Raw genomic sequence first — 19,669 nt, forward strand, 5'->3', positions numbered from 1 at the left:
GCTTTCGATGATCCGGCTTCGACGATCCGGTTTCGATGATCACGTCGTCTCTCGACTGGGCGATTCTGGCGATCCTGGTGTATGCCTACGGCCTGGTGGCCGGGCGGCTGAAGCAGACCCTGATCTCCGGAGCGGTGGTGTTTCTGTTGACCGGTCTGATCCTGGGGCCGGCGGGTCTTGGCTGGCTGGGCATCAATGTGTCGTCGGAAAACCTGCGGACCATCGCCGAACTCACCCTGGCGTCGATCCTGTTCACCGATGCCGCGAGCGCCAATCTGCAGGTTCTGCGTGACAGCCGGCGCCTGCCGATCCGCCTGCTGGCGCTTGGATTGCCCCTGACCATCCTGATGGGCATGGGCATGGCCCAGTGGCTGCTGCCTCAGCTCAGCCCGGTTGAGGCGGCGATTCTGTCAGTTGTGCTCGCCCCCACCGATGCCGCCCTCGGTCAATCGGTGGTGACCAATCCGGCGGTGCCCCCGTGCCTGTGCTGCTCTCCCTTCTGGCCATGGCGCAGAAGGGCAGTGGCGCCGGCGATGGGGTGGTGCTGTTGGGTTGGCTGTTCCTGGAGCAGGTGGGACTGGGGCTGTTGCTGGGTTGCGGTCTGGCCTTCGTTGCCGCCCGGTGCCGCGATCTCTGCCTCAGGCGTCGCTGGATCACCAGCGACTGGCAGCCGGTTCTGGCGATCGCGCTGCCGGTCTGCTGTTTCGCCCTGGCCCAGCAGCTTGGAGGCAGCGGCTTCATCGCCTGTTTCTGCGGCGGTCTCACCTTCGGTGGTCTGACGCCGCAAGAGCGTAAGCAGGAGGACCTGATGGCCGCCGAAGCCACGGCAGATGTGCTTTCCCTGCTCACCTGGGTGGCCTTCGGCTGCGCGGTGGTGGCCCTGAGCTTCCGTCAGCTTTCAAGCATCACCCTGCTGTATGGCCTGCTCAGCCTGACGCTGGTGCGGATGGTGCCAGTGGCTTTGGCGACCGTTGGTCTACGGATCGGACTCTGGACCACCCGGTTCGTGGGCTGGTGCGGTCCGCGCGGCCTGGCCAGCACGGTGTTCGGTCTGCTGGTGCTCGACAGCGAGCTTCCCCACGCCAGCACGATCGCCTCCATTGCGGCATCCACCGTGTTGCTCAGCATCGTGGCCCATGGCCTCAGCGCCCTGGGCCTGGTGGCGCGCTATGGGCGCTTCAGCCGCTCCTGATCGACTCGCGACGTTTCAACAGGACCCGCTGTTCTCAACAGGGCCTATTGTTGAGAAGATCTGTCGAGTTCCGGTGCCCTCCCGTTCCGTCACAGGCCTTGGCAGCCCCGCCGGCCTCGATCCCAGCACGGTGGGCCTGCGCAGCAGCCTGCACGACCGCGGCCAGCGCCTCACCCCCCAGCGCCAGCGCGTGCTCTCCCTGTTCGAGCGGATCGGTGAGGGAACCCACCTCAGCGCCGAAGACGTGCACCAGAGCCTGCTGCGGGCCAAGGAGCGCGTCTCCCTGGCCACCGTCTACCGAACCCTGCGGTTGCTCAGTTCGATGGGGCTGCTTCAGGAGCTGGAGCTGCCGGAGGGGGGACGCCGCTTCGAGCTGACCGGCGATACGCATCGGGATCATCACCATCTGGTCTGTATCCGCTGCGGCCGCACCGAGGAGTTCGAGAACGGTGCCGTGCTGGCGGCCGGCGAGGCGGCAGCCACGTTGCAGGGTTTTCGAATGTTGGAGTGCGTGCTCAACGTGCGAGCCCTCTGTCCGAGCTGCGCCGCCGAGTCGACCTGAAGGCGGCCCTGCTGGTTGAACCGTTGGGGGAGCCTGGGGCGGAGAGCCACGCCTCCGAGAGAGGAGAGGCCCCGGGAAGCTGCAACTGTTGTTCGGCCCACTGGGCCGTGAGTGCGGCCAGCAGGCTGGCCCGGTCGCCACGAAGACGAAACATCGGTGCGGTGCGTTGGTCGGGTTCAGCCTGGAAGGGCAGTGCGGCTCAGGTGGTACGGATGCGACGGCGTCGGGCAACCGATGGCACCGTTGCGCGCATCCCACGCACGGATCCCGCTGCCAGGCCGGAACGCATGGCAAGGACTCCTTACGAGGAACCCATGGCAAGGACTCCTTACGAGGAACCCATGGCGAGGCCCCGCTGCACGGACCCCATGACCCGAAGCCCTTGCAACTAGCAGTTGTTATTGAGAATCGCTTGCAAAAAGGGAGCGTTGTTGTTTAGGTTGCGAGTCATTCGCATTAAGCCCGCAGGTCGCCTGGCGCTCCCTGTGGCCACTCCCATTCATGAGCTTTCGTTTCCTGCCCGACGCTCCTGCCTCCAGCGTGAGGGTCTCCATCGGCCAGACCGTGCTGCTCGATCCCGGTCTGCGCGCCGAAGGCAGCTGCATCGAGGTGCTGGAAGGGATTGCCCGCGTCTACTGCCCCTGCGAGGAAACCGAAGGCATGACCCTCGCCTTTCTCCAGCCCGGCGACCAGCTCTGCACGGATCGTCTCTGCAGCGAAGGGGTCTGCGTCGAAGCCCTGACCCCCCTGGTGTTCCGCACCGACACCGAAGCCGCCGACAGCGGTTTCGATCCGGTGAATGAATGGACCTTGCAATTGCTGCGCATCCGCCATCTCGGTAACGCCGAACAGCGTCTGCATGCCCTGTTGTCGCTGCTGGTACGGCGTCTGGGGCGGCGCTGCGGCAACTGGTGTGATCTGCCCTTTCGCCTCACCCACGAGCGCATTGCCGAACTGATCGGCACCACCCGTGTCACCACCACCCGCCTGATCTCGCGCATCCGCCAGGCCCGGCTGTTGGAGGTGCCCAGTGGCGAATCGGTGCTGCGCCTGGCACCTGAGCTGGTGGAATCGGCACCCCTGGCGGCCGCCTGAGCATGACCTCAGTCGATTGCTGCAGCGACAGCCTGATCGCCAACCTCTGCCGCGAAGCCGATGGCGTGCGCCAACGCTGCCGTCAGGTGATCGCAGCGCTCGGCTCCACGCAGGAGCAGCGGCTGATCCTTCGCCTGGAGCGGGAGCGAACGCTGCTGCTGCAGCGGCTGCAGGATCTGCGCGCCACCGGCCTGGTGCTCCGCCGCCAGGGACTGAGGGAGTCGATCAGCCTGGCTTTGCTGCTGGAACTTTGCAGTCGTCCCCTCTGCAGCTGACCCGACCCCCAGCTCAGATCCGCTCAGGCCAGCTGCGCCGGGCTGTGATGGCCCGCAGCGAGTTCTCCATCAATCAGCAGCACGGCAGCCGGCTGGTTCTGGCTGAGCCGCACCCGGCCCAGCAGATGGGCAACGTCGTTTTCCGCGTTGGTCTGGCCCTGAATCAGGGGATCGAGAAACACGGTGGTGCGTGTATCGCCGGCTCGTTCAGCCATCGCATAGATCTGTTGCAGCGATGTGGTGAGATCGGCTTCCATCTGGAAGACGGCCGTGAGGATCTCCTCAAGCCCGATCCATCCCTGCCGGGGGGCGGGGATGGCGCCCAGGGGCACCGCCTGGCCGCGGGCGACGAGATAGTCGGCAAACTGGGCCGCGTGCTGGCGCTCACTCTCGGATTCCAGCTTGAAGTAGCTGGAAAAGCCGCGCAGATCCCGCTCGCCGAACCAGATCGCCAGGGCCCAGTAGGACAGGCTGGCCTGCAGTTCCAACATGAGATGCTCCTGCAGAGCCTCCAGCAAGGAGGGCTCCATGGCCTGGGCCACGGGTCTTCGGAAGGCCCCGATGCCGATGGCTGGCAGGCTCGCGTCTGCGGCGGCGGAAAGGCTGGTCTCGGCTGGTCCCATGCATCGTCGTTCAGTGGAGTTCAGCGTACCCAGACCAGGCAGAGACCGGCCATGGCCCGCCCTGTGCCATTGGTCACGCGGCCAGGTGATCAGGCCTGGCCAGTGGTGAATTGCCCTGGAATCGTTCCTACGATGGCGGTCAGACATCCCGTTTTCAGGACACGGTTTTTAAGACACGGTTTTTAGAAACAGGTTTTCAGAAACAGGTTTTCAGAACACGCTTGTCGGAACACTCCTGACCTGAAACACGTTCTGCTTGTCCCCCCTTTTTTTCCCTCTCCTTTCCGCCATTTCCTGCCATGTCCCAGCCCCTCGGCCCCAGTGACGATCCATGCATGCAGGCCCGAGAGCCGGTTGCGCGTGTCGCCAATCTCTGTGTCGCCAAGAAGAAAGGCTGCAAGAAGTCGAAATGCTCCAAATGGAAGGGCGGCCAGTGCCGCTGCGGCCGCGATTAGTGCGGGCCCCTCTGCCGTTCGAGGGTGGGGACCAGCGCCATCGCTGCCGCCAGCCCGAGCAGCAGGATCAGCAGGGCCGGCAGCATGGCCGCCCCCACCCGTTCATCGCTGGCATATTGATACACCCGCACCGAGAGGGTGTCGAAATCGAAGGGTCGTAGCGCAAAGGTGAGGGGCAATTCCTTCACCGTGTCCACGAACACCAGCAGGGCTCCCACCAACAGCGGACCACGCAGCAGGGGCAGGTGGACCCGCTGCAGCACCTTCAGCCAGCTGCAGCCGAGGCCGGTGGCCGCCTCATCGACACTGGGGGGAATGCGCTCAAGCCCCGCATCCAGTCCACCCTTGGCCACCGCCAGAAAGCGATCGGCATAGCCCCACACCAGCAGCAACAGGGGACTCAAGGCCCAGGGACCGCCCAGCAGCATCAGGGCCAGGGCCAGCACGGCCCCCGGCACGGCATAGCCCATCCCGGCCAGAAAGGTGATCCGGCGCAGCAGCACCTGGGGAATCCAGCGTTTGGAGATCGCCAGCACCAGCCCTGCCGCCACCGTGAGCAGGGCCGCCAGCAGGGCCAGCGCGAAGCTGCGCAAGGTCAGGGCGATCAGGTCGTCGATCGACTCGCCGCGCATCTGATCCCAGCTCGACACGGCCCACAGCAGTGGAAAGCCGAGGGCCAGCAGGGGAGGCGACAGGGTGATCACCTGGGCCAGAGCGGCCCGCCAGCCGGACAGGGGCCAGGGCTGCAGCCGATCCCCCGGTGATCCCATCCCCCAGCGACGGCTGCGGTGGCGGAGCTGACGTTCGGCCGCCACCAGCACACTCACGATCACCAGCGCGGCCAGGGCCAGCCCCACGGCCCCCTGCGGATCACCATCGTTCTGCCAGCGCTGCAGGATGCCCACCGAGAGGGTGGGAACGCCCAGCAGTTCCACAGCTCCCAGCTCATTCACCACCTCCATGCCGCTCAGGGCGATGCCCGCCCCGATCGACGGCAGGGCCATCGGCAGCGCCACCCGGCGGAAGCTGCCCCACGGGCCCACGCCAAGACTGCGGGCCGCCTCGATCTGGCGGCGCCCACTCACGGCAAAGCTCTCACTGCCGAGCAGGAAGACGTAGCTGTAGGTGCTCAGGGTGAGCACCAGCACAGACCAGGCCAGCCCATGCACGCGCAGACCGTTGCGGCTGCCTAGATCGACCAGGGTCGCGGCCAGCAGGTAGGCCGGCGTTGCCAGGGGTAACAGCTGGGCAATGGCCAGCCAGCGGCGCCCTGGAAAGCTGCAACTGGCCGTGAGCCAACCGGTGGTGGTGCCGAGGATGGCGCCAAGCACGCCGACCAGCAGCAGCAGCGCCAGGGTGTTCCCGAGCTGCAGCAGACCGCCAGGGCCGAGATCCAGAGGTTCTGCGGCGGCACCGGAGAAGGCGTACAGGGCAAGCCCCACCAGGGGGGCCAGGGCCAGCAGGCAGATCAGCCAGACCGCCAGCGCGAGCAGCAGGCGCCGCGGCGGTCTGCTCGCCAGGCGCTCGCCAGGCGATGGCGGACCTGGGCCCAACGCGGCTTTGGGGGGCAAAGAGCCGGGTGCAACCACAGGCAAAGACGAAGCCACGCAATCCTCAGGCGCCAGTAATCATGACCAGCCGTTGGCCTGCATCAACTCCACAGCCCGTTGATTGTTCTCGCCCATCTGTTGCACCGACACCCCATCATCGCGGAAGGAGCCGAAGCCCCTCAGAATCGGGCTGCTGCCGTAACCCTTGAGCGGATATTCATAATTGGCCTCGGCGTAGCCATCCCCGCCGCTGGGCGACGCCAGGAACTCGATCAGACGGGTGGCGGCCTCGGCCTTGCGCGAATAGCGGGTGACGCCGGCACCGCTGACGTTCACATGGGACGGATCGGGAAACACGACCTTCAGCTGCTTGGCCAGGGTCTGATCCGCTTCGCCGCTGAGGCCGGCGATCATGCGGGCCACGTAGTAGCTGTTCACCAGGGCCACGCCACATTCACCCTTGGCCACCGCCCGGGCTAGGGGGGTGTCTGAGGTGTAAAAGGGTTGGTTGATGTTGGCCACCATGCCCTTGATCCAGCTGACGGTGGCCGGTTCACCATGTTGGATGAGCTGATCGGCCACCAGGGATTGGTTGTAGACGCTGCGGTTGTTGCGCAGGCAGAGCTTGCCTTTGAGGGCGGGCTTGGCCAGATCGGCATAGGTGCGCATCGTGGCTGGATCCACCATGGCTGGATTCACCACGAGCATGCGCACCCGACGGGTGAGCGCGAACCAGCGGCCCTGCGGGTCGCGGAGGTTGGCGGGCACATCGCGATCCAGCTGCTTGGAGCTCACCGGCTGGAACAGATCCATGCCCGCGGCCTTGTCGAGGCGGGCAGCATCCACAAGCACCAGCACATCGGCCGGACTGTTGGCACCTTCGGTGCGAACCCGTTCGATCAGGGCATCGTCCTTGCCCTCAAGCAGGCGCACCCGGATGCCGGTCTGCTCGGTGAAGCGGCGGTAGAGCTCCTTGTCGGTGTTGTAGTGGCGGCCGGAGTAGACCCCGAGTTCCTGCACCGGAGTGCGGCCCATCCGGCTGACCACCACGGCGGCCCCCGCCGCCACGGCCAGCAGGGCCACAAGCCCGGCGATCACAGGGATGGAAACCGGACGGCGGGGTTGATCGCTGCGAGGCATGGAGATGGGGCCCGGCGCTGGAGATCCGGAAGCTGCTGCCGGACCCTACGCAGCGGTTCAGCAGAGGCCGCGGCAGAAATGAAGCGGCCCGACGTGACATTGGTCACATCGGGCCTCAGGGATCTGCAGAAATGGTGTCGTCCGAGCTGGGATCAGCGTTGGCGACGCACAGGGATGGGGATGAGCACTGGCTGCATCAGACCGCCGCCGCCGCTGTCGTCGTCTGAGTCAGCCGTGAGCCAGAAGGCAAGACCGAACAGCGCAAGCACTCCGGTGAAGACAAGCAGTTCGGCCATGACATCCGGTGCGAGTTCGGCTCAGCGTAGCCACGCTGAACAGGGTGGGTGTAGCCGACATGGCGGTTTCCCTGCCCTGGGATCTCAGCTCAGGGGTGCCAGGGCCAGCACGCCGCCCGCCAGGGTGAGCAGCAGGGCCAGACGCGCCGTCCAGGCTTCAGGAAGACGGCGGACAGCCAGGAAGGAGCAGGCCACGACCGCGCTGGAGGCGAGTCCCACCCCCAACCACCAGGTCAGGGCTCCGCCGGCCTCCTGGCCGTGCAGCAGCGCATGGATGGCCACGGCCAGAGCCACCGGAGCTCCGACCATTGCCAGGCCGAGCGGCTGGGAGCGACGCTGCGCCTGCAGGATCAGCGCACCCACTCCGGAAACGGCCAGGGCCGCCAGGGATTCAGCCAGCGGCAACTGGGCGCCGCCAGCGCCGATCACTGCACCGATCACCGCGCCGACCAGGGCGAACAGCAACAGACTTGGGCCGATGCAGGAGGCTGCCGCCCCAACTCCCAGCAGCAGGAGGAGATGGTCGAAACCGAGCAGGGGATGGGCGAAACCACTGCCGAAGCCCGCATCGGCGACGCCGTGGGCGGAAGCGGGCAGGGCCGAAAGCAGGCTGAGGCCAAGGCCAGCCGCTGCGGCAGGTAGCAGGGAACGGTGGATGGAGGGGGGCAGGGGCATGGCTGAATCGGTCCGCGCCAGCGCGGTTCGGGAGGGCGAGCGGTGTTCAGGGAGGCTGGACCCATCCATGGCCTGCATGGATCGGGCCGGCAGATGTATCTCTGCAGGGCCTAGTGCCGGCAGGAATTTAGTGCCGGCAGGAATCAGGGCCGGAGATGGCTGCCAAGGGACAGCACCTCATGAGTATTGACTGCACCAGTATCTCGCCTGCTGTGACAGGGCATCGCAGCAATGGAGACAGTGGTGCTGAGAGCGCCATGGAGTCAGCCCCGACTCTGCCGACCTGGTTGCTGGTCTCAGGCGAAGCCCTTGCCGGCATGTTTGGCCACGCAGGCCTGGAGTTGCTGGCGCAGGCGGGCGTGGTCAAGATCACGGCCAATCAGCACGATCTGATTCTTGCGCTCCCCACTGGGCCAGTCGCTGTCATCGATTGAAAAGCGCTTGCCGGCCAGGTGGAACACATGGCGCCGTTCGCTTTCGTTGAACCAGAGGATCCCTTTGGCGCGAAACACGCTGCCAGGCAACTGGTTGTCGAGAAAGTTCTGGAACTTGCGCAGGGCAAACGGGCCATCGGCGGCGAAGGAAAGGGAGGTGAACCCTTCAATCGCCAGATGATCGGGGTGGGCGCCGTGATCGTGGTGATGCCCATGGCTGTGATCATGCCCGTGGCCGGCATGGTCGTGCTCAGCGTGACTGTGATCGCTGTGATCGTGCTCGGTGTTTTCGTGCTGGGTGTGGTCGTGTACGCAATGGCCGTGCTCATGATCACAGGAGCCGTGATCCGCTGCAGCGGCGGCCCGCTCTTGCTCCGCCTGCTGGCTGGTCGCAACCTTGTCGCTTTCGAACAGGCCCACGCTGAGCAGCAGCGGCAGCGGCACCTCCCCCTTTACCGACCGGAGAATCCGGGCATCGGCCTTGATGGCGCGCAGTTGTCGCTCCAGCTCGGTGAGCCGCTCCTCCTCCACCAGATCGCATTTGTTCAGCAGCAGCATGTCGCTGTAAACGATCTGGGCGCGACCCACCTCGCCGGCCAGAACCTCTTCTCCGAAGTTCTCGGCATCCACCAGGGTGATGATCGAATCGAGGCGGGTCTGCTCGCGCAGATCGCTGCCGAGGAAGGTCATCGCCACCGGCAGAGGATCGGCCAGTCCCGTGGTTTCAACCACCAGGTAATCGACGGGGTCGGGACGATCGAGGATGCGGTACACAGCGTCGAGCAGTTCACCATTGATCGAGCAGCAGATGCAACCGTTGCTGAGCTCGACCATGTCTTCACCGGTGGCGACGACGAGATCATTATCAATACCGATTTCGCCGAACTCGTTCACCAGAACGGCCGTCTTCACCCCCTGCTGATTGGAGAGGATGTGATTCAACAAGGTGGTTTTGCCGGCGCCCAGGAAGCCGGTCAAGATCGTGACAGGCAGCCCTGAGGGCAGCGGCTCCATCGTCGCTACGGACGCCGGATCCTGCAGGGGCGGTGTGGCTTCGCTGGCGGCGACACGGCCTGGGGCGGGAGACATGCGCGGTGGGGAAGCAGAGCCTGCGTTCAGGGTAAGCGGGCGCGGAGGGCTGGTGGCTGCGGCTCGAATCAGGTCGGCAGTGCCTGCCGCCACCAGCGCCAGCCCTCCAGGTTGATCGCCAGCCCCAGCAGCACCAGCACGACCATCAGCACCACTTGATCCAGCCGCGAATCCGGGACGACGATGTCGGCGATCAGGTGGGGAATGTTGGTGATGGTGTAAACAATGCTGAACCAGAAATGGACACGCCGCCAGGGCCGCCACCGCCGAGATCCCGTGGGATCACTGGCCGCATAGGCGATCAGCAACACGGCCAGAAGTGGCAGCAGGAAGTAGCCCAGCATCGCGCCGAACAGCAGGGGCAGCTGGGCAGGATCCACATGGCTCTCGATCTCCGGGGACTGGCCGTGAAACAGGGGCATCAGGCCCAGCTCGACGTGGAAGAGGGTGGCCAGCAACCAGCAGATCCAGAGGCTGCGCAGCCGCAGGGCGTAATCGATCGCGGGGAGCATCAACGCAGCCGGGGACGAGCGACCCGGGGCCTCTGTCGCTTCAGTCTGGACAGGATTGGCACTGCTGACTTTTTGCTGCTGACGTCGTCCTGCTGTCTATTCATCTCTGAGCTGATCACGACTGACCTCTCAGCGCTGATCGGCCCAGGGTTTCAACCCTCGAGACTCGGGTCATAGAACGCCACGGAACCACCCTCCTGTCGCTTGGCGTGGTACATGGCCAGATCGGCCCGATGCAGGAGATCTGCAGCAGCTGTGAGGGGATCGGAGCTCATGGCGATGCCGATGCTGATGCATGGTTTCAGCACAGTGCCATCGATCTGCAGCGGCTGGCCCACCTGCTCCTGCAGCCGATGGGCCATGGAGAGCGCCTGCTGGCGGCTGCCGCAATGCTCCAGGAGCACGACGAATTCGTCCCCAGCGAAGCGGACCAACACGTCGTTGGGGCGCAGTGCGTCCTGCAGCCGTTTCGTGATGGCCACCAGCAGGCGGTCACCGATGGTGTGCCCATAGGTGTCGTTCACCTCCTTGAAGCGGTTGAGATCACAGAACATCACCACCGCCTGAGCTGAGCCGCCGTGCAGGCGATCGATGGCTGTCTGGAGGTGGTTGCCAAGGCTGCGCCGGTTGGGCAGGGCGGTGAGGGGATCCTGGTAGGCCTGGTTATGGAGTCGTTCCAGGTTGTGATGACGGGAGGTCACATCCCGCTGGACCGAAACCCAGTGGGTGAACCAGCCGCTGGCATCCCGCAGTGGGGAGATCGCGATGTCCACCCAATAGGTGCTGCCGTCCTTGCGGTAATTGAACAGCTCGGCATTGAAACTCCGCCAGCTTTCCAGGGCCTTGCGCATGCCGGCAAGCACCTTGGCATCGGTCTCGGCTCCCTGGAACATCCTTGGACTGCGCCCCAGGACTTCGCGGTAGGAGTAGCCGGTCTGGGAGAGCAGTGCGGCATTGGCATACAGAATCACGGGACCAGGAGCGGCAAAGGGCTCAGCCGTGGTCACCAGCACCACGTCGCCCACCGCATGCAGCAACCGCTCAAACAGTTCCACACGCTGGCGCACCATCGCCTCCATGCCGCGCTGTGCATGGAGCAGGTCGGGGCCAGCGAAGCCGTCCTCAACGGCGAGCAGCCCGACCCCCACGCCATCGTCGGTGTGAAACAGTCTCACCAGAAGAGATGTGTCCTGCCAGGGCAGCCAAAGATCACGAGGTCCCTGGTGGGTCACCGCCGGGGCGTGCTGCTGAATCGCTTCGGCCAAGGCCGGCCAGAACGGCAGAAGGGCGCCACCGATTGCTGCGCTCAGCCCCTCTCCAAGACGGGCATGGGCCTCGCGATCGGCGTAGAGGATCTCCAGGCCGGTCTGATCGATGGGATCGCTCTGCGGGTCAAGGCCCCTGACCAGGATCAGGCCATCGCCGGGAAGCAGCAGAAAAGGTTCCAGGCCGGCAGAGAAATCGTCCTGCCGCAGAATCACGCCGGGGATCTCTTCGTCGCTGTCTGACGAACGCTCCGCCGGCTCGGGGCTGGAGCGCTCTACTGGCCCGGAGCTGGATCTCTCCACTGGCTCAAGGTTGGCTCCTGCCACTGGCTCAAGGTTGGGTCCAGGCACCGAGGAGCCGCTGGTTGTGGACCCGATCTCAGTGCCTGTGGGCCCCATTGCCGAGCCCTCCGAGTGGTCAGCGCAGATCATTCATTTTGCAGAAGATCATCTCAAGGGTCGCCGACTTGTGGCATTGGAAACGTTTCCGTGAGCCAGGCAGGCCTCATCCAGGGCCAAGCGGCGACGCGAATGCGCTGAGAAGCCTGCCGGTCAGGGGGCCAGGGCTCCCATTCGGTCTGACTGGAACGGCGTCTTAGCATCATCGCTCTGCGCTCGGATGGGCACCGCAGAGGATTCAGTGTTCTCGTCCCACCCACCCGGCATTGTTTTGCACCTGCATGCAAGGCCCACCCGATTCAGACCCACCTCCTTCCGGTGAGCTGCCTTTCAGTCAGCCGTCGTCCAGTCCGCTGGCTTCCAGCCAACCGGTGCGATGGAGCCGGCGCCAGGTGCTTCCCCTTGCGGCCGGAGCCCTGGGTCTGGGCCTGGGGGGTCTGCTGCTGCAGCGGGCCGGCGGGGTTGTTGGGCGCCAGCCTCAGACAGGTCAACGCCATCCACCGCTGCCTCCTGCCGGCAATGGGGCATTTCCCTACGACCCGATGGCAGTGCTGCGGGAGTTCAACACGGGCACCGTTCGCCGGGAAGATGGCCGCATCGTGAGGGAATTTGATCTCACGGCCAACTCCACCCTGCTGCCGCTCAACCCGGCCGTGACCTTCAAGGCCTGGGCCCTGAATGGACGGGTACCCGGTCCGACCCTGCGCGCCAATGCAGGCGATCGCTTGCGGATCGTGTTCCGCAACCAGGACAGCACCTCCCACAGCCTTCACTTTCATGGCATTCATCCGGCGGCAATGGATGGGATCCGGCCCGTGCGCCACGGCCGCAGCACTGTCTATGAATTCGATGCCGAACCCCACGGCATCCATCCCTACCACTGCCACGTGGCCCCGGTGACCCGCCACGTGAGCAAAGGGTTGTATGGCCTGTTGATCGTGGATCCCGCCACGCCACGACCGCCCGCCGACGAACTGGTGCTGGTGATGGGAGGCTATGACCTGAAGGGCCAGGGTCACAATGATCTGTATGCCTTTAATGGCATCCCGAATTACTACCGGGACCATCCGATCGATCTCTATCAGAATGATCTGATTCGCCTTTATGTTCTCAACATGGTCGAGTGGGATGGGCCGCTCACCTTCCATCTCCATGCCAATCTCTTCAAGGTCTACCGCACCGGCCTCTCCTCCACTCCGGATGAGGTGAGTGATGTGATCACCATGGGCATGGCGGAGCGTCACATTCTGGAGTTCAGCTACCGCTACCCCGGTCTCTACATGTTTCATCCCCACCAGGATCAGATCGCCGAGCGCGGCTGCATGGGGCATTTCAACGTGGTGCCGCGCTCGGTCAGCGGTTGATAACCCGGCTGGGTCACCTTGGTCACAGTTCAGTGTGACCGAAGGCAGCGCCCGTGGCCGAGGCCGGCGGAGGATCGCCCCATTCATCTGATGCCGATCCCATGGCCCAGGGGCGCCGCGCCATTGAACTGTTTCTCGCCCTCGGCGCCACGGCGGGCCTGGCTGTGGGCTGCGGTCTGCCCCATCAAAACGGCGCGGCGGGGCTCGAGAGCGGCCGCACTACCGCCATGGCCACGTCCACTGGCACCGGCGCAGGCCACCACGAGGGTGGAGAAGGCGGCGAGGGGGGCGAGGCCAGCCATGGGGACACCGGCCATGGCGGCACCAGCCATGGCGAGACCTCGGATCCGGGCTCACCGCTCACGTATGCCACCGTGCTGGGCCTGATGCAGGGGCACCTGCTGGTGGCCGGCGAGCTGATGCAGCGGGGCCGGGCCGCGGATGCCGAACCCCACCTGGCTCACCCCGCCGACGAGCTCTACGGTGACCTGGAACCGGAACTCAGCCGCCGGGGGGCGCCGCCCTTCCAATCCAAGCTCTCGGTTCTGCAGGACCTGATCCGCACAGCTCCCACGGCACCGGCCACGGCGCAAGCCGTGAAAGAGGCTCGCCGCTCGATCGATCAGGCCCTGGCCGTATTGCCGGAATGGGAGCGACGCGATCCGGCCTTCGTGGCCAAGGTGATCCGGGAGTTGCTCAACACCGCCGCCAGCGAGTACGCGGCGGCTATCACGGATGGCCGGATCGCCGAAACGGTGGAATACCAGGACTCCAGGGGATTCGTGCTCTACGCCGAGCAGCTCTTCCGTGGCATCGCGCCGCAACTGGCAGTCAGCGACCCTGCGCTGGAGCGGAAGCTGGCGTCCACCTTCGCAGGCCTGAAGCCGGCCTGGCCCGATCTGCTGCCGCCCAAACGACCGGTGCTCACGGCTCAGGAAGTGCAGCAACGCACCGCTGCCCTCTGAGACAGGCTGCGCCGAGCCACTCCATCTGGACCACTCGTCCAACAGGGCGGAGCCGCGACTGAGACATCCGCCTGATCCATCAAACTGCTTGATCGGTGAGAATGATTCTCGCTCGCAAGACAGGCTGCACTCCGCTGCCCTTCCCCCTGATTCTGCCGATGGCCCCGATCCCTCCAGTCCCTCCGACCCGTCCGATGGCCAGCCCCGTCGCCGCTCGCCGCCGCGCCAGCCTCGCCCCCCTGGCGGCAACGCTGCTGCTCAGCCCCCTGGCCGCCGGGGCGACCGAGCTGAATCTCGAGGAGATGAACCACTACGCCGGTGCCGCCGGACTGGAGAGCCAGGCGCAGGTCACCAGCATCAATCAGTTCTCCGATGTTCGCCCCACGGACTGGGCCTACCAGGCCCTCAGCAACCTGATCGAGCGCTACGGCTGCGTCGCCGGCTACCCCAACGGCACCTACAGGGGCGGCCAGGCCATGACCCGCTACGAAGCGGCGGCCCTCCTGAATGCCTGCCTCGACCGGATCACCGAGGTGACCGACGAGCTCAAGCGCCTGATCAAGGAGTTCGAGAAGGAGCTCGCTGTGCTCCGAGGGCGCGTCGACGGCCTCGAGGCCAAGGTGGGGGAGCTGGAGTCGACTCAGTTCTCCACCACCACCAAACTCTCGGGCCTGGCCACCTTCGTGCTGGGGGGCAATGCCTTTGGCGGCAGCGCCTCGGCGCTGGTGGAGGACAGCCGCCGCCGCTTCGGTGCCACCACGTTCAACTACGACGTCCAGCTCAATTTCGACACCTCCTTCACCGGCAAGGACCTGCTGCGCACCACCCTGCGGGCCGGCAACTTCGATGGTGACAGCAACAGCTTCGGCGGTGCCGGTCCGACCAACCTCTCCCAGCTGGAGACCGCCTTCCAGGAGGAGGCCGGTCCCAATGTCGTGGGGATCGATCGGCTCTTCTATCAGGTGCCGCTCGGGGCCGGCTTCACCGCCACCATCGGCGGCCGTGTGGGCCAGGAAGACATGCTGGCTCTCTGGCCCAGTGTCTATCCCGACTCCACCGTCCTGGACGTGCTCACCCTGAATGGGGCGCCGGCGGCCTACAACAAGAACCTCGGCGCCGGTGCCGGCCTCTGGTGGCAGGGCGACGGTGGGCTGAGCCTCAGTGCCAGCTACGTGGCGGCCAATGGGCAGGGAGGAAATCCGGCTCAGGGCGGCATCGCCACCGATGGCGCCGGGGGCACCGGCACGGTGCAGATCGGCTACGGCCAGGAGACCTGGGGCGTGGCCGCGATCTGGTCACGTATCCAGAACGGCAACGACCTCGTGGTTTACGGCACCCCCTTCACCCTCGACAGTTACCGGTTGCCTGGGAGCACCGATGCCTTCGGGCTGAGCGGCTACTGGCAACCGCAGACGACGGGCTGGATTCCCTCAATCAGCGCCGGCTGGGGCATCAACCGCAGCCGCTACGACGATGCCCCGGCGGGCAGTGTGCGCACCAGCCAGTCGTGGAGCGTGGGCCTGCAGTGGCTCGACGCCTTCGCCAGCGGCCATGCCGCCGGCATGGCTGTGGGACAGCCCACCTTCGCCACCAGTCTCGAGGGTGGCGACACACCCCGCGACGGCAACTTCGTCTGGGAGTGGTGGTACAAAGTGCAGGTCACTGACAACATTTCGGTGACGCCGGCGCTCTTCTACCTCAGCCGCCCGCTCGGGCAGGACACCCCGGACGGCCGCACCTTTCATCAGTTCGGCGGCCTGGTCAAGACCTCCTTCATCTTCTGATCCGCCTCGCTCTCCTGCCGCTGCCGGCAGTCGCGGCACAGCCCGAAGAATTCGAGGGTGTGGAACAGGGGTTGGAAGCCTGCCAGGTCCCCGTCCGGCAGGGCCAGGCCATGGACGGGGCAGTGGTGCAGCACCAGGGAGGTGCCGCAGTCGACGCAGGTGAGGTGGTGTTCATCCCGCTCGGTGGGGGCGAACAACGCTTCGCCCGTGGGCAGATGGCGGCAACGCACCAGCCCCCGCTGCTGCAGCTGGCGCAGATGCCGGTAGACCGTGGCCAGCCCCATGGCCTGGGGACCTCCCCGCAGGCGGGCGTGGAGCTCCTGGCCGGACAGTTCCGCATCGGCCCGGCCAAGTTCCTCCAGCAGACCCTGCTGGCGAGGCGGAAGCCGATCAGTGGTGGGGGGCGGACCCATGGAACGCGAAGCGACAGGCGAGGGGGTTCGTTCTACCCCGCCGGTAGCCATTGCGCCTGCAGCACGGACTGATCGAGGGGATCCAGTTCCAGGCGAGTGGCGTCGATCAGCACGGCCCGCGCCGCCGCCACGGTCTGCGTCGAACCCGGGGTGCTGCCTGCCGCTGCGATCGGCCGGAGTGTCGCCAGCAGGCGGTCGGTGCTGGGGTCGTACTGCAACGGCGTGCCGGGCTCCAGTTCCCAGCCCGTCAGGGAGCGGCGGCGCAGCACCCGGCCCTGACGATCGAGGGAGAGCAGGGTGAGACGTTGGGCCCCGGTGGCGTCCAGCAGCAGCACCCAGACCCGCTGGCCGCCCCGATCACAGGCACTGGCCATCAGGGCTTGCGAACCCACCCAGAGCTGGCGCGGTGCCTGGCCGGGCTCCACCAGTTCCAGAGATCGGCGGAAATCGGGCCAGTGGCGCACCAGCAGGGCCCGGCCGGCCTGGGGGCAGAAGCTGCTCAGATCCCGGCTACCCGGCAGGATCTGGCGCCGGGCAGCCCGGGGCGGCAGATCCACCAGGGCCAGTCCCTCGGGCAGGGGCACCACCGCTGCCCCCCCTTCCGGCAGCAACTGCACCCCCCCGGAGGCCGCCAGATCGAGCGTGCGTGAGCCCCCCTCCGCTGACCAGAGGCGCAGCTCCGATTCCCCCGGCATGCCGGTAGCGGACTGGACCAGCAGATCGCCACGCTGGTTGCCGCTGAGATGGGCAAACGTGAGACTGTCGGGCAGCAGGGGTTCCAGGTGGCCCGGTTGTACCGGCCCCAGCCCCTGCCCGGCCGGCGCGAGGTTGCGTTGGCGCAGCGGCAGCCGCCAGACCCGGTGCTCCCCCTCCGGCGAACGGCTCACCAGTGCCAGCGACCGGCCGCCGCCGGTGGGCTGGACCTGCAGGATTCGGTGCCACACCGGCGAGAGGGGATGCCAGCGTCCGTCCCGCTCCCGCAGCTGGAGCTGTTCGCCCCCAGGCACCGGCACCACGGCCAGCACCCGCGGCCGTGGATCCCACCACCAGGCACCAGGCCGCAGGGCCAGGCCGCGCCGATCGCGCCCCGCCAGCTCCAGGCGCAGGGGCTCGCTCAGACGTTGCCCCGCTGAAAGGTTCAGAAGCAGGCCATCGCCCTCCCCCAGCCAGCGGTGCTGCAGGGGCGGTCGCAGCCGACTGGAGCTGGCGATGCTGGCGCTGTCCATCGGCCGGCTGAAGCGGCTGCGCAGCGCCGCAGGCCCGGAGCTGGCGGGCGCAGGTTCCAGGGCCTCCAGCCGAGGCGGCTGACGTAACAGCCATTGCTGCTGCACCAGCGCCAGGGCTGCCGGGACCCCAAGGGCGAGCAGCAGGTGCCTCATGGCTCCAGGGGCCGGGCTGGCCTTGGAATCGCTCGAATCCGGGTGGGCACCACCACCAGACGTTCGCCGCTGTTCTGGCCTTCCAGGGCCATGCGCCCTTCGAGAGCGAGCCACTGATCGGCCCGAGGCAGGGGCGAGTCCGCCGGCCAGCGGACCGGCAACCCCACGGGGGTGGCATCGGCCAGGCAACAGCGCACCAGCAGGCGAGCCAGCTGCGGGGGTCCCCCCTCCATCGGCAGCACGAAGCCGCTGATGCGCACCGGATCGCCCGCGAACAGGCGGGGGTCGGGCTGGCTGCGCAGCAGCCTTACCCAGTCGGTGAGGCTGCGCTGGGCCGGGGGCAAGACGAAGCTGAGGCCCTCCTCGCTGGTGGTATCGCGGGGACGCTGGCCCGCCAGATCCGCAAAGGAGGGGTTCGGCGGCACGGTCAGCACCAGCAGGGCGAGCACCGCAGTGCCCAGCAGCATCGGCAGCTGGCGACGGCGCAGCCGATCCTCTCCAGGCCCCCCTGCCTTGCCTGCTTCCCGCCAGGCCTGGGCCATCTGCAGCACTCCCAGCAGCAATAGCAAAGTCCCGGCCAGCCAGACCAGCGGATGGAACACCTGGCGCAGCAGCAGGGCGAGCCGGTCGCTGGCGGCACTCTGCAGCAGTACCAGCCCCCACAGGCCCAGCCCCAGACCCCGCCAGAGGGCGGCCCGCCGGGGCAGCTCCCCCCAACGGGGGCGATGGGCTGGGTTCAACCGCGCCATAGGTTCACCCATTGCCCAATCAACAGAACTGTCAGGCTGGCTCCGGCGGCGGTGAGAGCCAGGCCCACAGGACGCAACAGCAGACCCAGCAGACCCACCAGCTTGAGGTCGATCACCGGCCCGAGCAGAAGGAAGGCCAGCAGCGCCCCGGGCGTCACCTGGGCCGCGAAGCTCAAGGCCAGGAAGGCATCCACGCTGGAGCACACCGAAACGATCAGGCTGAGCAGCATCAGCGCCACGATCGACAGGGTGGGAGCGCCGCCCACCGCCAGCAGCCACTCCCGCGGCACCAAGGTCTGGACCAGGGCCGCCATGGCGCAGCCGAGCACCAGCAGCACTGCCAGATCGAGGAACTCCTGGCTGCCGTGGCGCAGCACTTCCGACCAGGGCGGCCGCGGCGGGTTGACGGCCGCCGGCACCAGGGCGGCATCGACCCCCAGCACCCCAGAGGTGCGCTCCAGCAGGTTCACGCTGGCCAGGGGCTGGTGAAGGCGCCGCTCGGCCAGCAGATCCGGCTGGAGCAGGCGGGATTCCGGCAGCAGGGCGAGCAGGCTCGCCAGAGCCAGGGCCACCAGCACGGCCCCCAGGGGCCGGGCCAGCAGCAGCCAGGGTTTGTTGGGGAAGGCGGCCCAGGTGCCGGCCAGCACGATCGGGTTGAGCACCGGTGCGGCAAACAGGAAGCCCAGGGCTGTGCCCAGGGGAGCCCCACCGGCCAGCAGGCGGCGGGCCACCGGCACGTTGCCGCACTCACAGGCCGGCAGGGCGAAGCCGAGGGCCGCTCCGGTGAGGGGCCCACCAAGGGGATGGCGAGGCAGTTGCCGCAGCCAGCGGCCGCCAGGGGCGAGCCAGCGGGCCATTGAGGAGATCAGCACACCCAGCAGCAGGAAGGGCATGGCCTCGATCAGCAGCCCCTGGAACAGGGCCCAGGCTGTGGCCAGCCGAGCAGGGTTCATCCGCCCATCTCCTCCTGGAACCAGGCTGGGGTGGCCTCGTAGCAGGCGGCGTTCTTCTCGTTCTCGCGGGCCTCAACCTTCCAGCAGCAGGCACGCCCCCGCTCCTGCTCCCGCAGAAGGGTGTTGGCCCAGCCCCACACCAACTCGGCGCTGGCCTCCATGCCCACGTTGTCCATCACCCGCAGATCGATGGCGCCGCAGGCGTGCAGTCGTTGCCAGTCCGGCAGGAGCGGGTCGTCGGCATTCACCAGGAAGGTGTGGTCGAACTGGTCTGCGAGGAGCTTCTCAAGGTCGCCGAGGGCGGAGAAATCCACCACGAAGCCATGCGGGTCCAGCTGGCGGGCCCGGAACCAGGCAGTGAAGCTGCGGCTGTAGCCGTGCACGAAACGGCAGTGGCCGCTGTGGCGCCACTGGCGATGGCAGCAGGGGTAGCCGCTGAAGGTCTTGGAGCAGGTATGGGCCGCCGTCATGGTGGGCCAGCAGGGCGTGGCCAGAACGTA

At 66.8% G+C, this 19,669-nt stretch carries 20 protein-coding genes and 1 pseudogene; 8 read left to right on the forward strand and 13 right to left on the reverse strand.

The genetic code is table 11. The features are described from left to right. Positions 1 to 35: 35 nt before the first annotated feature. The 5 genes and pseudogenes from KQ310_RS16080 to KQ310_RS15580 all read left to right on the forward strand — a co-directional run. Positions 36 to 446 (forward strand): annotated as a pseudogene (locus KQ310_RS16080) (cation:proton antiporter); the annotation flags it as partial. Between the two features lie 32 nt (positions 447 to 478). Beyond that, positions 479 to 1,192, forward strand: coding sequence for a cation:proton antiporter (locus KQ310_RS15565; RefSeq protein ID WP_259722644.1), 714 nt, complete (start codon positions 479 to 481; stop codon positions 1,190 to 1,192). Between the two features lie 130 nt (positions 1,193 to 1,322). Beyond that, a complete protein-coding gene (locus KQ310_RS15570) occupies positions 1,323 to 1,754 on the forward strand; it encodes a Fur family transcriptional regulator (RefSeq protein WP_399238716.1) in 432 nt (143 codons plus the stop codon). Positions 1,755 to 2,255: 501 nt separating this feature from the next. Then, positions 2,256 to 2,849: a Crp/Fnr family transcriptional regulator gene (locus KQ310_RS15575; protein WP_259722645.1), complete on the forward strand. Its 594-nt coding sequence runs from the start codon at positions 2,256 to 2,258 to the stop codon at positions 2,847 to 2,849. A 2-nt stretch (positions 2,850 to 2,851) separates the two neighbouring features. Further along, positions 2,852 to 3,124, forward strand: a complete 273-nt coding sequence (locus KQ310_RS15580) for a hypothetical protein (protein ID WP_259722646.1) — start codon at positions 2,852 to 2,854, stop codon at positions 3,122 to 3,124. Positions 3,125 to 3,147: 23 nt separating this feature from the next. Here KQ310_RS15580 and KQ310_RS15585 read toward each other — a convergent pair whose 3' ends face one another. The 8 genes from KQ310_RS15585 to KQ310_RS15620 all read right to left on the reverse strand — a co-directional run bounded on the left by KQ310_RS15585 (position 3,148) and on the right by KQ310_RS15620 (position 11,514). After that, positions 3,148 to 3,747 carry a ferritin gene (locus KQ310_RS15585; protein ID WP_399238678.1) on the reverse strand — a complete coding sequence of 200 codons (600 nt, stop codon included), beginning with the start codon at positions 3,745 to 3,747 and terminating at the stop codon, positions 3,148 to 3,150. A gap of 451 nt (positions 3,748 to 4,198) precedes the next feature. After that, complete coding sequence (locus tag KQ310_RS15590; RefSeq protein WP_259722647.1) at positions 4,199 to 5,755, reverse strand: iron ABC transporter permease; 1,557 nt, start codon at positions 5,753 to 5,755, stop codon at positions 4,199 to 4,201. Between the two features lie 75 nt (positions 5,756 to 5,830). Continuing rightward, positions 5,831 to 6,892, reverse strand: coding sequence for an extracellular solute-binding protein (locus KQ310_RS15595; RefSeq protein ID WP_259722648.1), 1,062 nt, complete (start codon positions 6,890 to 6,892; stop codon positions 5,831 to 5,833). Between the two features lie 152 nt (positions 6,893 to 7,044). Continuing rightward, entirely contained in the window at positions 7,045 to 7,188 is a 144-nt protein-coding gene (locus tag KQ310_RS15600) for a hypothetical protein (protein ID WP_259722649.1), read from the reverse strand. Between the two features lie 84 nt (positions 7,189 to 7,272). Further along, a complete protein-coding gene (locus KQ310_RS15605; protein ID WP_259722650.1) occupies positions 7,273 to 7,863 on the reverse strand; it encodes a HupE/UreJ family protein in 591 nt (196 codons plus the stop codon). Positions 7,864 to 8,159: 296 nt separating this feature from the next. Beyond that, positions 8,160 to 9,311 (reverse strand): GTP-binding protein, encoded by a 1,152-nt coding sequence (locus tag KQ310_RS15610; protein WP_259722690.1) that lies wholly within the window; start codon positions 9,309 to 9,311, stop codon positions 8,160 to 8,162. Positions 9,312 to 9,454: 143 nt separating this feature from the next. Next, positions 9,455 to 9,898: a hypothetical protein gene (locus KQ310_RS15615; protein WP_259722651.1), complete on the reverse strand. Its 444-nt coding sequence runs from the start codon at positions 9,896 to 9,898 to the stop codon at positions 9,455 to 9,457. 152 nt (positions 9,899 to 10,050) lie between these two features. Then, complete coding sequence (locus KQ310_RS15620; protein WP_259722652.1) at positions 10,051 to 11,514, reverse strand: diguanylate cyclase domain-containing protein; 1,464 nt, start codon at positions 11,512 to 11,514, stop codon at positions 10,051 to 10,053. Positions 11,515 to 11,954: 440 nt separating this feature from the next. Between KQ310_RS15620 and KQ310_RS15625 the strand changes: the two genes are divergently transcribed. From KQ310_RS15625 to KQ310_RS15635, 3 genes are all read left to right on the forward strand, one after another. Further along, entirely contained in the window at positions 11,955 to 12,926 is a 972-nt protein-coding gene (locus tag KQ310_RS15625) for a multicopper oxidase domain-containing protein (protein ID WP_259722653.1), read from the forward strand. Between the two features lie 101 nt (positions 12,927 to 13,027). Then, positions 13,028 to 13,891, forward strand: a complete 864-nt coding sequence (locus KQ310_RS15630) for a hypothetical protein (RefSeq protein WP_259722654.1) — start codon at positions 13,028 to 13,030, stop codon at positions 13,889 to 13,891. 194 nt (positions 13,892 to 14,085) lie between these two features. Continuing rightward, positions 14,086 to 15,675, forward strand: a complete 1,590-nt coding sequence (locus tag KQ310_RS15635) for an iron uptake porin (RefSeq protein WP_259722655.1) — start codon at positions 14,086 to 14,088, stop codon at positions 15,673 to 15,675. On the opposite strand, the gene KQ310_RS15640 is transcribed toward KQ310_RS15635, so the two are convergent. From KQ310_RS15640 to KQ310_RS15660, 5 genes are read right to left on the reverse strand one after another with little or no spacing between them, the layout of a single operon-like run. Beyond that, positions 15,636 to 16,088, reverse strand: a complete 453-nt coding sequence (locus tag KQ310_RS15640) for a Fur family transcriptional regulator (RefSeq protein WP_259722656.1) — start codon at positions 16,086 to 16,088, stop codon at positions 15,636 to 15,638. The two genes, KQ310_RS15635 and KQ310_RS15640, sit on opposite strands and share 40 nt — an antisense overlap. A 32-nt stretch (positions 16,089 to 16,120) precedes the next feature. Then, positions 16,121 to 17,467, reverse strand: coding sequence for a hypothetical protein (locus KQ310_RS15645; RefSeq protein WP_259722657.1), 1,347 nt, complete (start codon positions 17,465 to 17,467; stop codon positions 16,121 to 16,123). Beyond that, the gene (locus KQ310_RS15650; RefSeq protein ID WP_399238689.1) at positions 17,464 to 18,216 is read right to left on the reverse strand and encodes a TIGR03943 family putative permease subunit; all 753 of its coding nucleotides are present in this window, start codon (positions 18,214 to 18,216) and stop codon (positions 17,464 to 17,466) included. The genes KQ310_RS15645 and KQ310_RS15650 overlap by 4 nt, the downstream gene beginning before the upstream one ends. Continuing rightward, positions 18,204 to 19,169, reverse strand: coding sequence for a permease (locus KQ310_RS15655; RefSeq protein WP_259722659.1), 966 nt, complete (start codon positions 19,167 to 19,169; stop codon positions 18,204 to 18,206). Before KQ310_RS15655 ends, KQ310_RS15650 begins: the two co-directional genes overlap by 13 nt. Continuing rightward, positions 19,166 to 19,639, reverse strand: a complete 474-nt coding sequence (locus KQ310_RS15660) for a 6-carboxytetrahydropterin synthase (RefSeq protein ID WP_259722660.1) — start codon at positions 19,637 to 19,639, stop codon at positions 19,166 to 19,168. Before KQ310_RS15660 ends, KQ310_RS15655 begins: the two co-directional genes overlap by 4 nt. Positions 19,640 to 19,669: the final 30 nt, after the last annotated feature.

Origin of the sequence: Synechococcus sp. CS-1328, assembly GCF_025128095.1 — a bacterium.
Lineage (GTDB): Bacteria > Cyanobacteriota > Cyanobacteriia > PCC-6307 > Cyanobiaceae > CBW1002.

Bases quoted from the DNA above. Each gene is read 5' to 3' on its own strand.
- KQ310_RS15655 (WP_259722659.1), bottom strand. From the start codon at position 19,169: ATGAACCCTGCTCGGCTGGCCACAGCCTGGGCCCTGTTCCAGGGGCTG.
- KQ310_RS15600 (WP_259722649.1), bottom strand. From the start codon at position 7,188: ATGGCCGAACTGCTTGTCTTCACCGGAGTGCTTGCGCTGTTCGGTCTT.
- KQ310_RS15595 (WP_259722648.1), bottom strand. From the start codon at position 6,892: ATGCCTCGCAGCGATCAACCCCGCCGTCCGGTTTCCATCCCTGTGATC.
- KQ310_RS15660 (WP_259722660.1), bottom strand. From the start codon at position 19,639: ATGACGGCGGCCCATACCTGCTCCAAGACCTTCAGCGGCTACCCCTGC.
- KQ310_RS15575 (WP_259722645.1), top strand. From the start codon at position 2,256: ATGAGCTTTCGTTTCCTGCCCGACGCTCCTGCCTCCAGCGTGAGGGTC.
- KQ310_RS15635 (WP_259722655.1), top strand. From the start codon at position 14,086: ATGGCCAGCCCCGTCGCCGCTCGCCGCCGCGCCAGCCTCGCCCCCCTG.
- KQ310_RS15630 (WP_259722654.1), top strand. From the start codon at position 13,028: ATGGCCCAGGGGCGCCGCGCCATTGAACTGTTTCTCGCCCTCGGCGCC.
- KQ310_RS15585 (WP_399238678.1), bottom strand. From the start codon at position 3,747: ATGGGACCAGCCGAGACCAGCCTTTCCGCCGCCGCAGACGCGAGCCTG.
- KQ310_RS15650 (WP_399238689.1), bottom strand. From the start codon at position 18,216: ATGGCGCGGTTGAACCCAGCCCATCGCCCCCGTTGGGGGGAGCTGCCC.
- KQ310_RS15610 (WP_259722690.1), bottom strand. From the start codon at position 9,311: ATGGAGCCGCTGCCCTCAGGGCTGCCTGTCACGATCTTGACCGGCTTC.
- KQ310_RS15645 (WP_259722657.1), bottom strand. From the start codon at position 17,467: ATGAGGCACCTGCTGCTCGCCCTTGGGGTCCCGGCAGCCCTGGCGCTG.
- KQ310_RS15580 (WP_259722646.1), top strand. From the start codon at position 2,852: ATGACCTCAGTCGATTGCTGCAGCGACAGCCTGATCGCCAACCTCTGC.
- KQ310_RS15615 (WP_259722651.1), bottom strand. From the start codon at position 9,898: ATGCTCCCCGCGATCGATTACGCCCTGCGGCTGCGCAGCCTCTGGATC.
- KQ310_RS15640 (WP_259722656.1), bottom strand. From the start codon at position 16,088: ATGGGTCCGCCCCCCACCACTGATCGGCTTCCGCCTCGCCAGCAGGGT.
- KQ310_RS15605 (WP_259722650.1), bottom strand. From the start codon at position 7,863: ATGCCCCTGCCCCCCTCCATCCACCGTTCCCTGCTACCTGCCGCAGCG.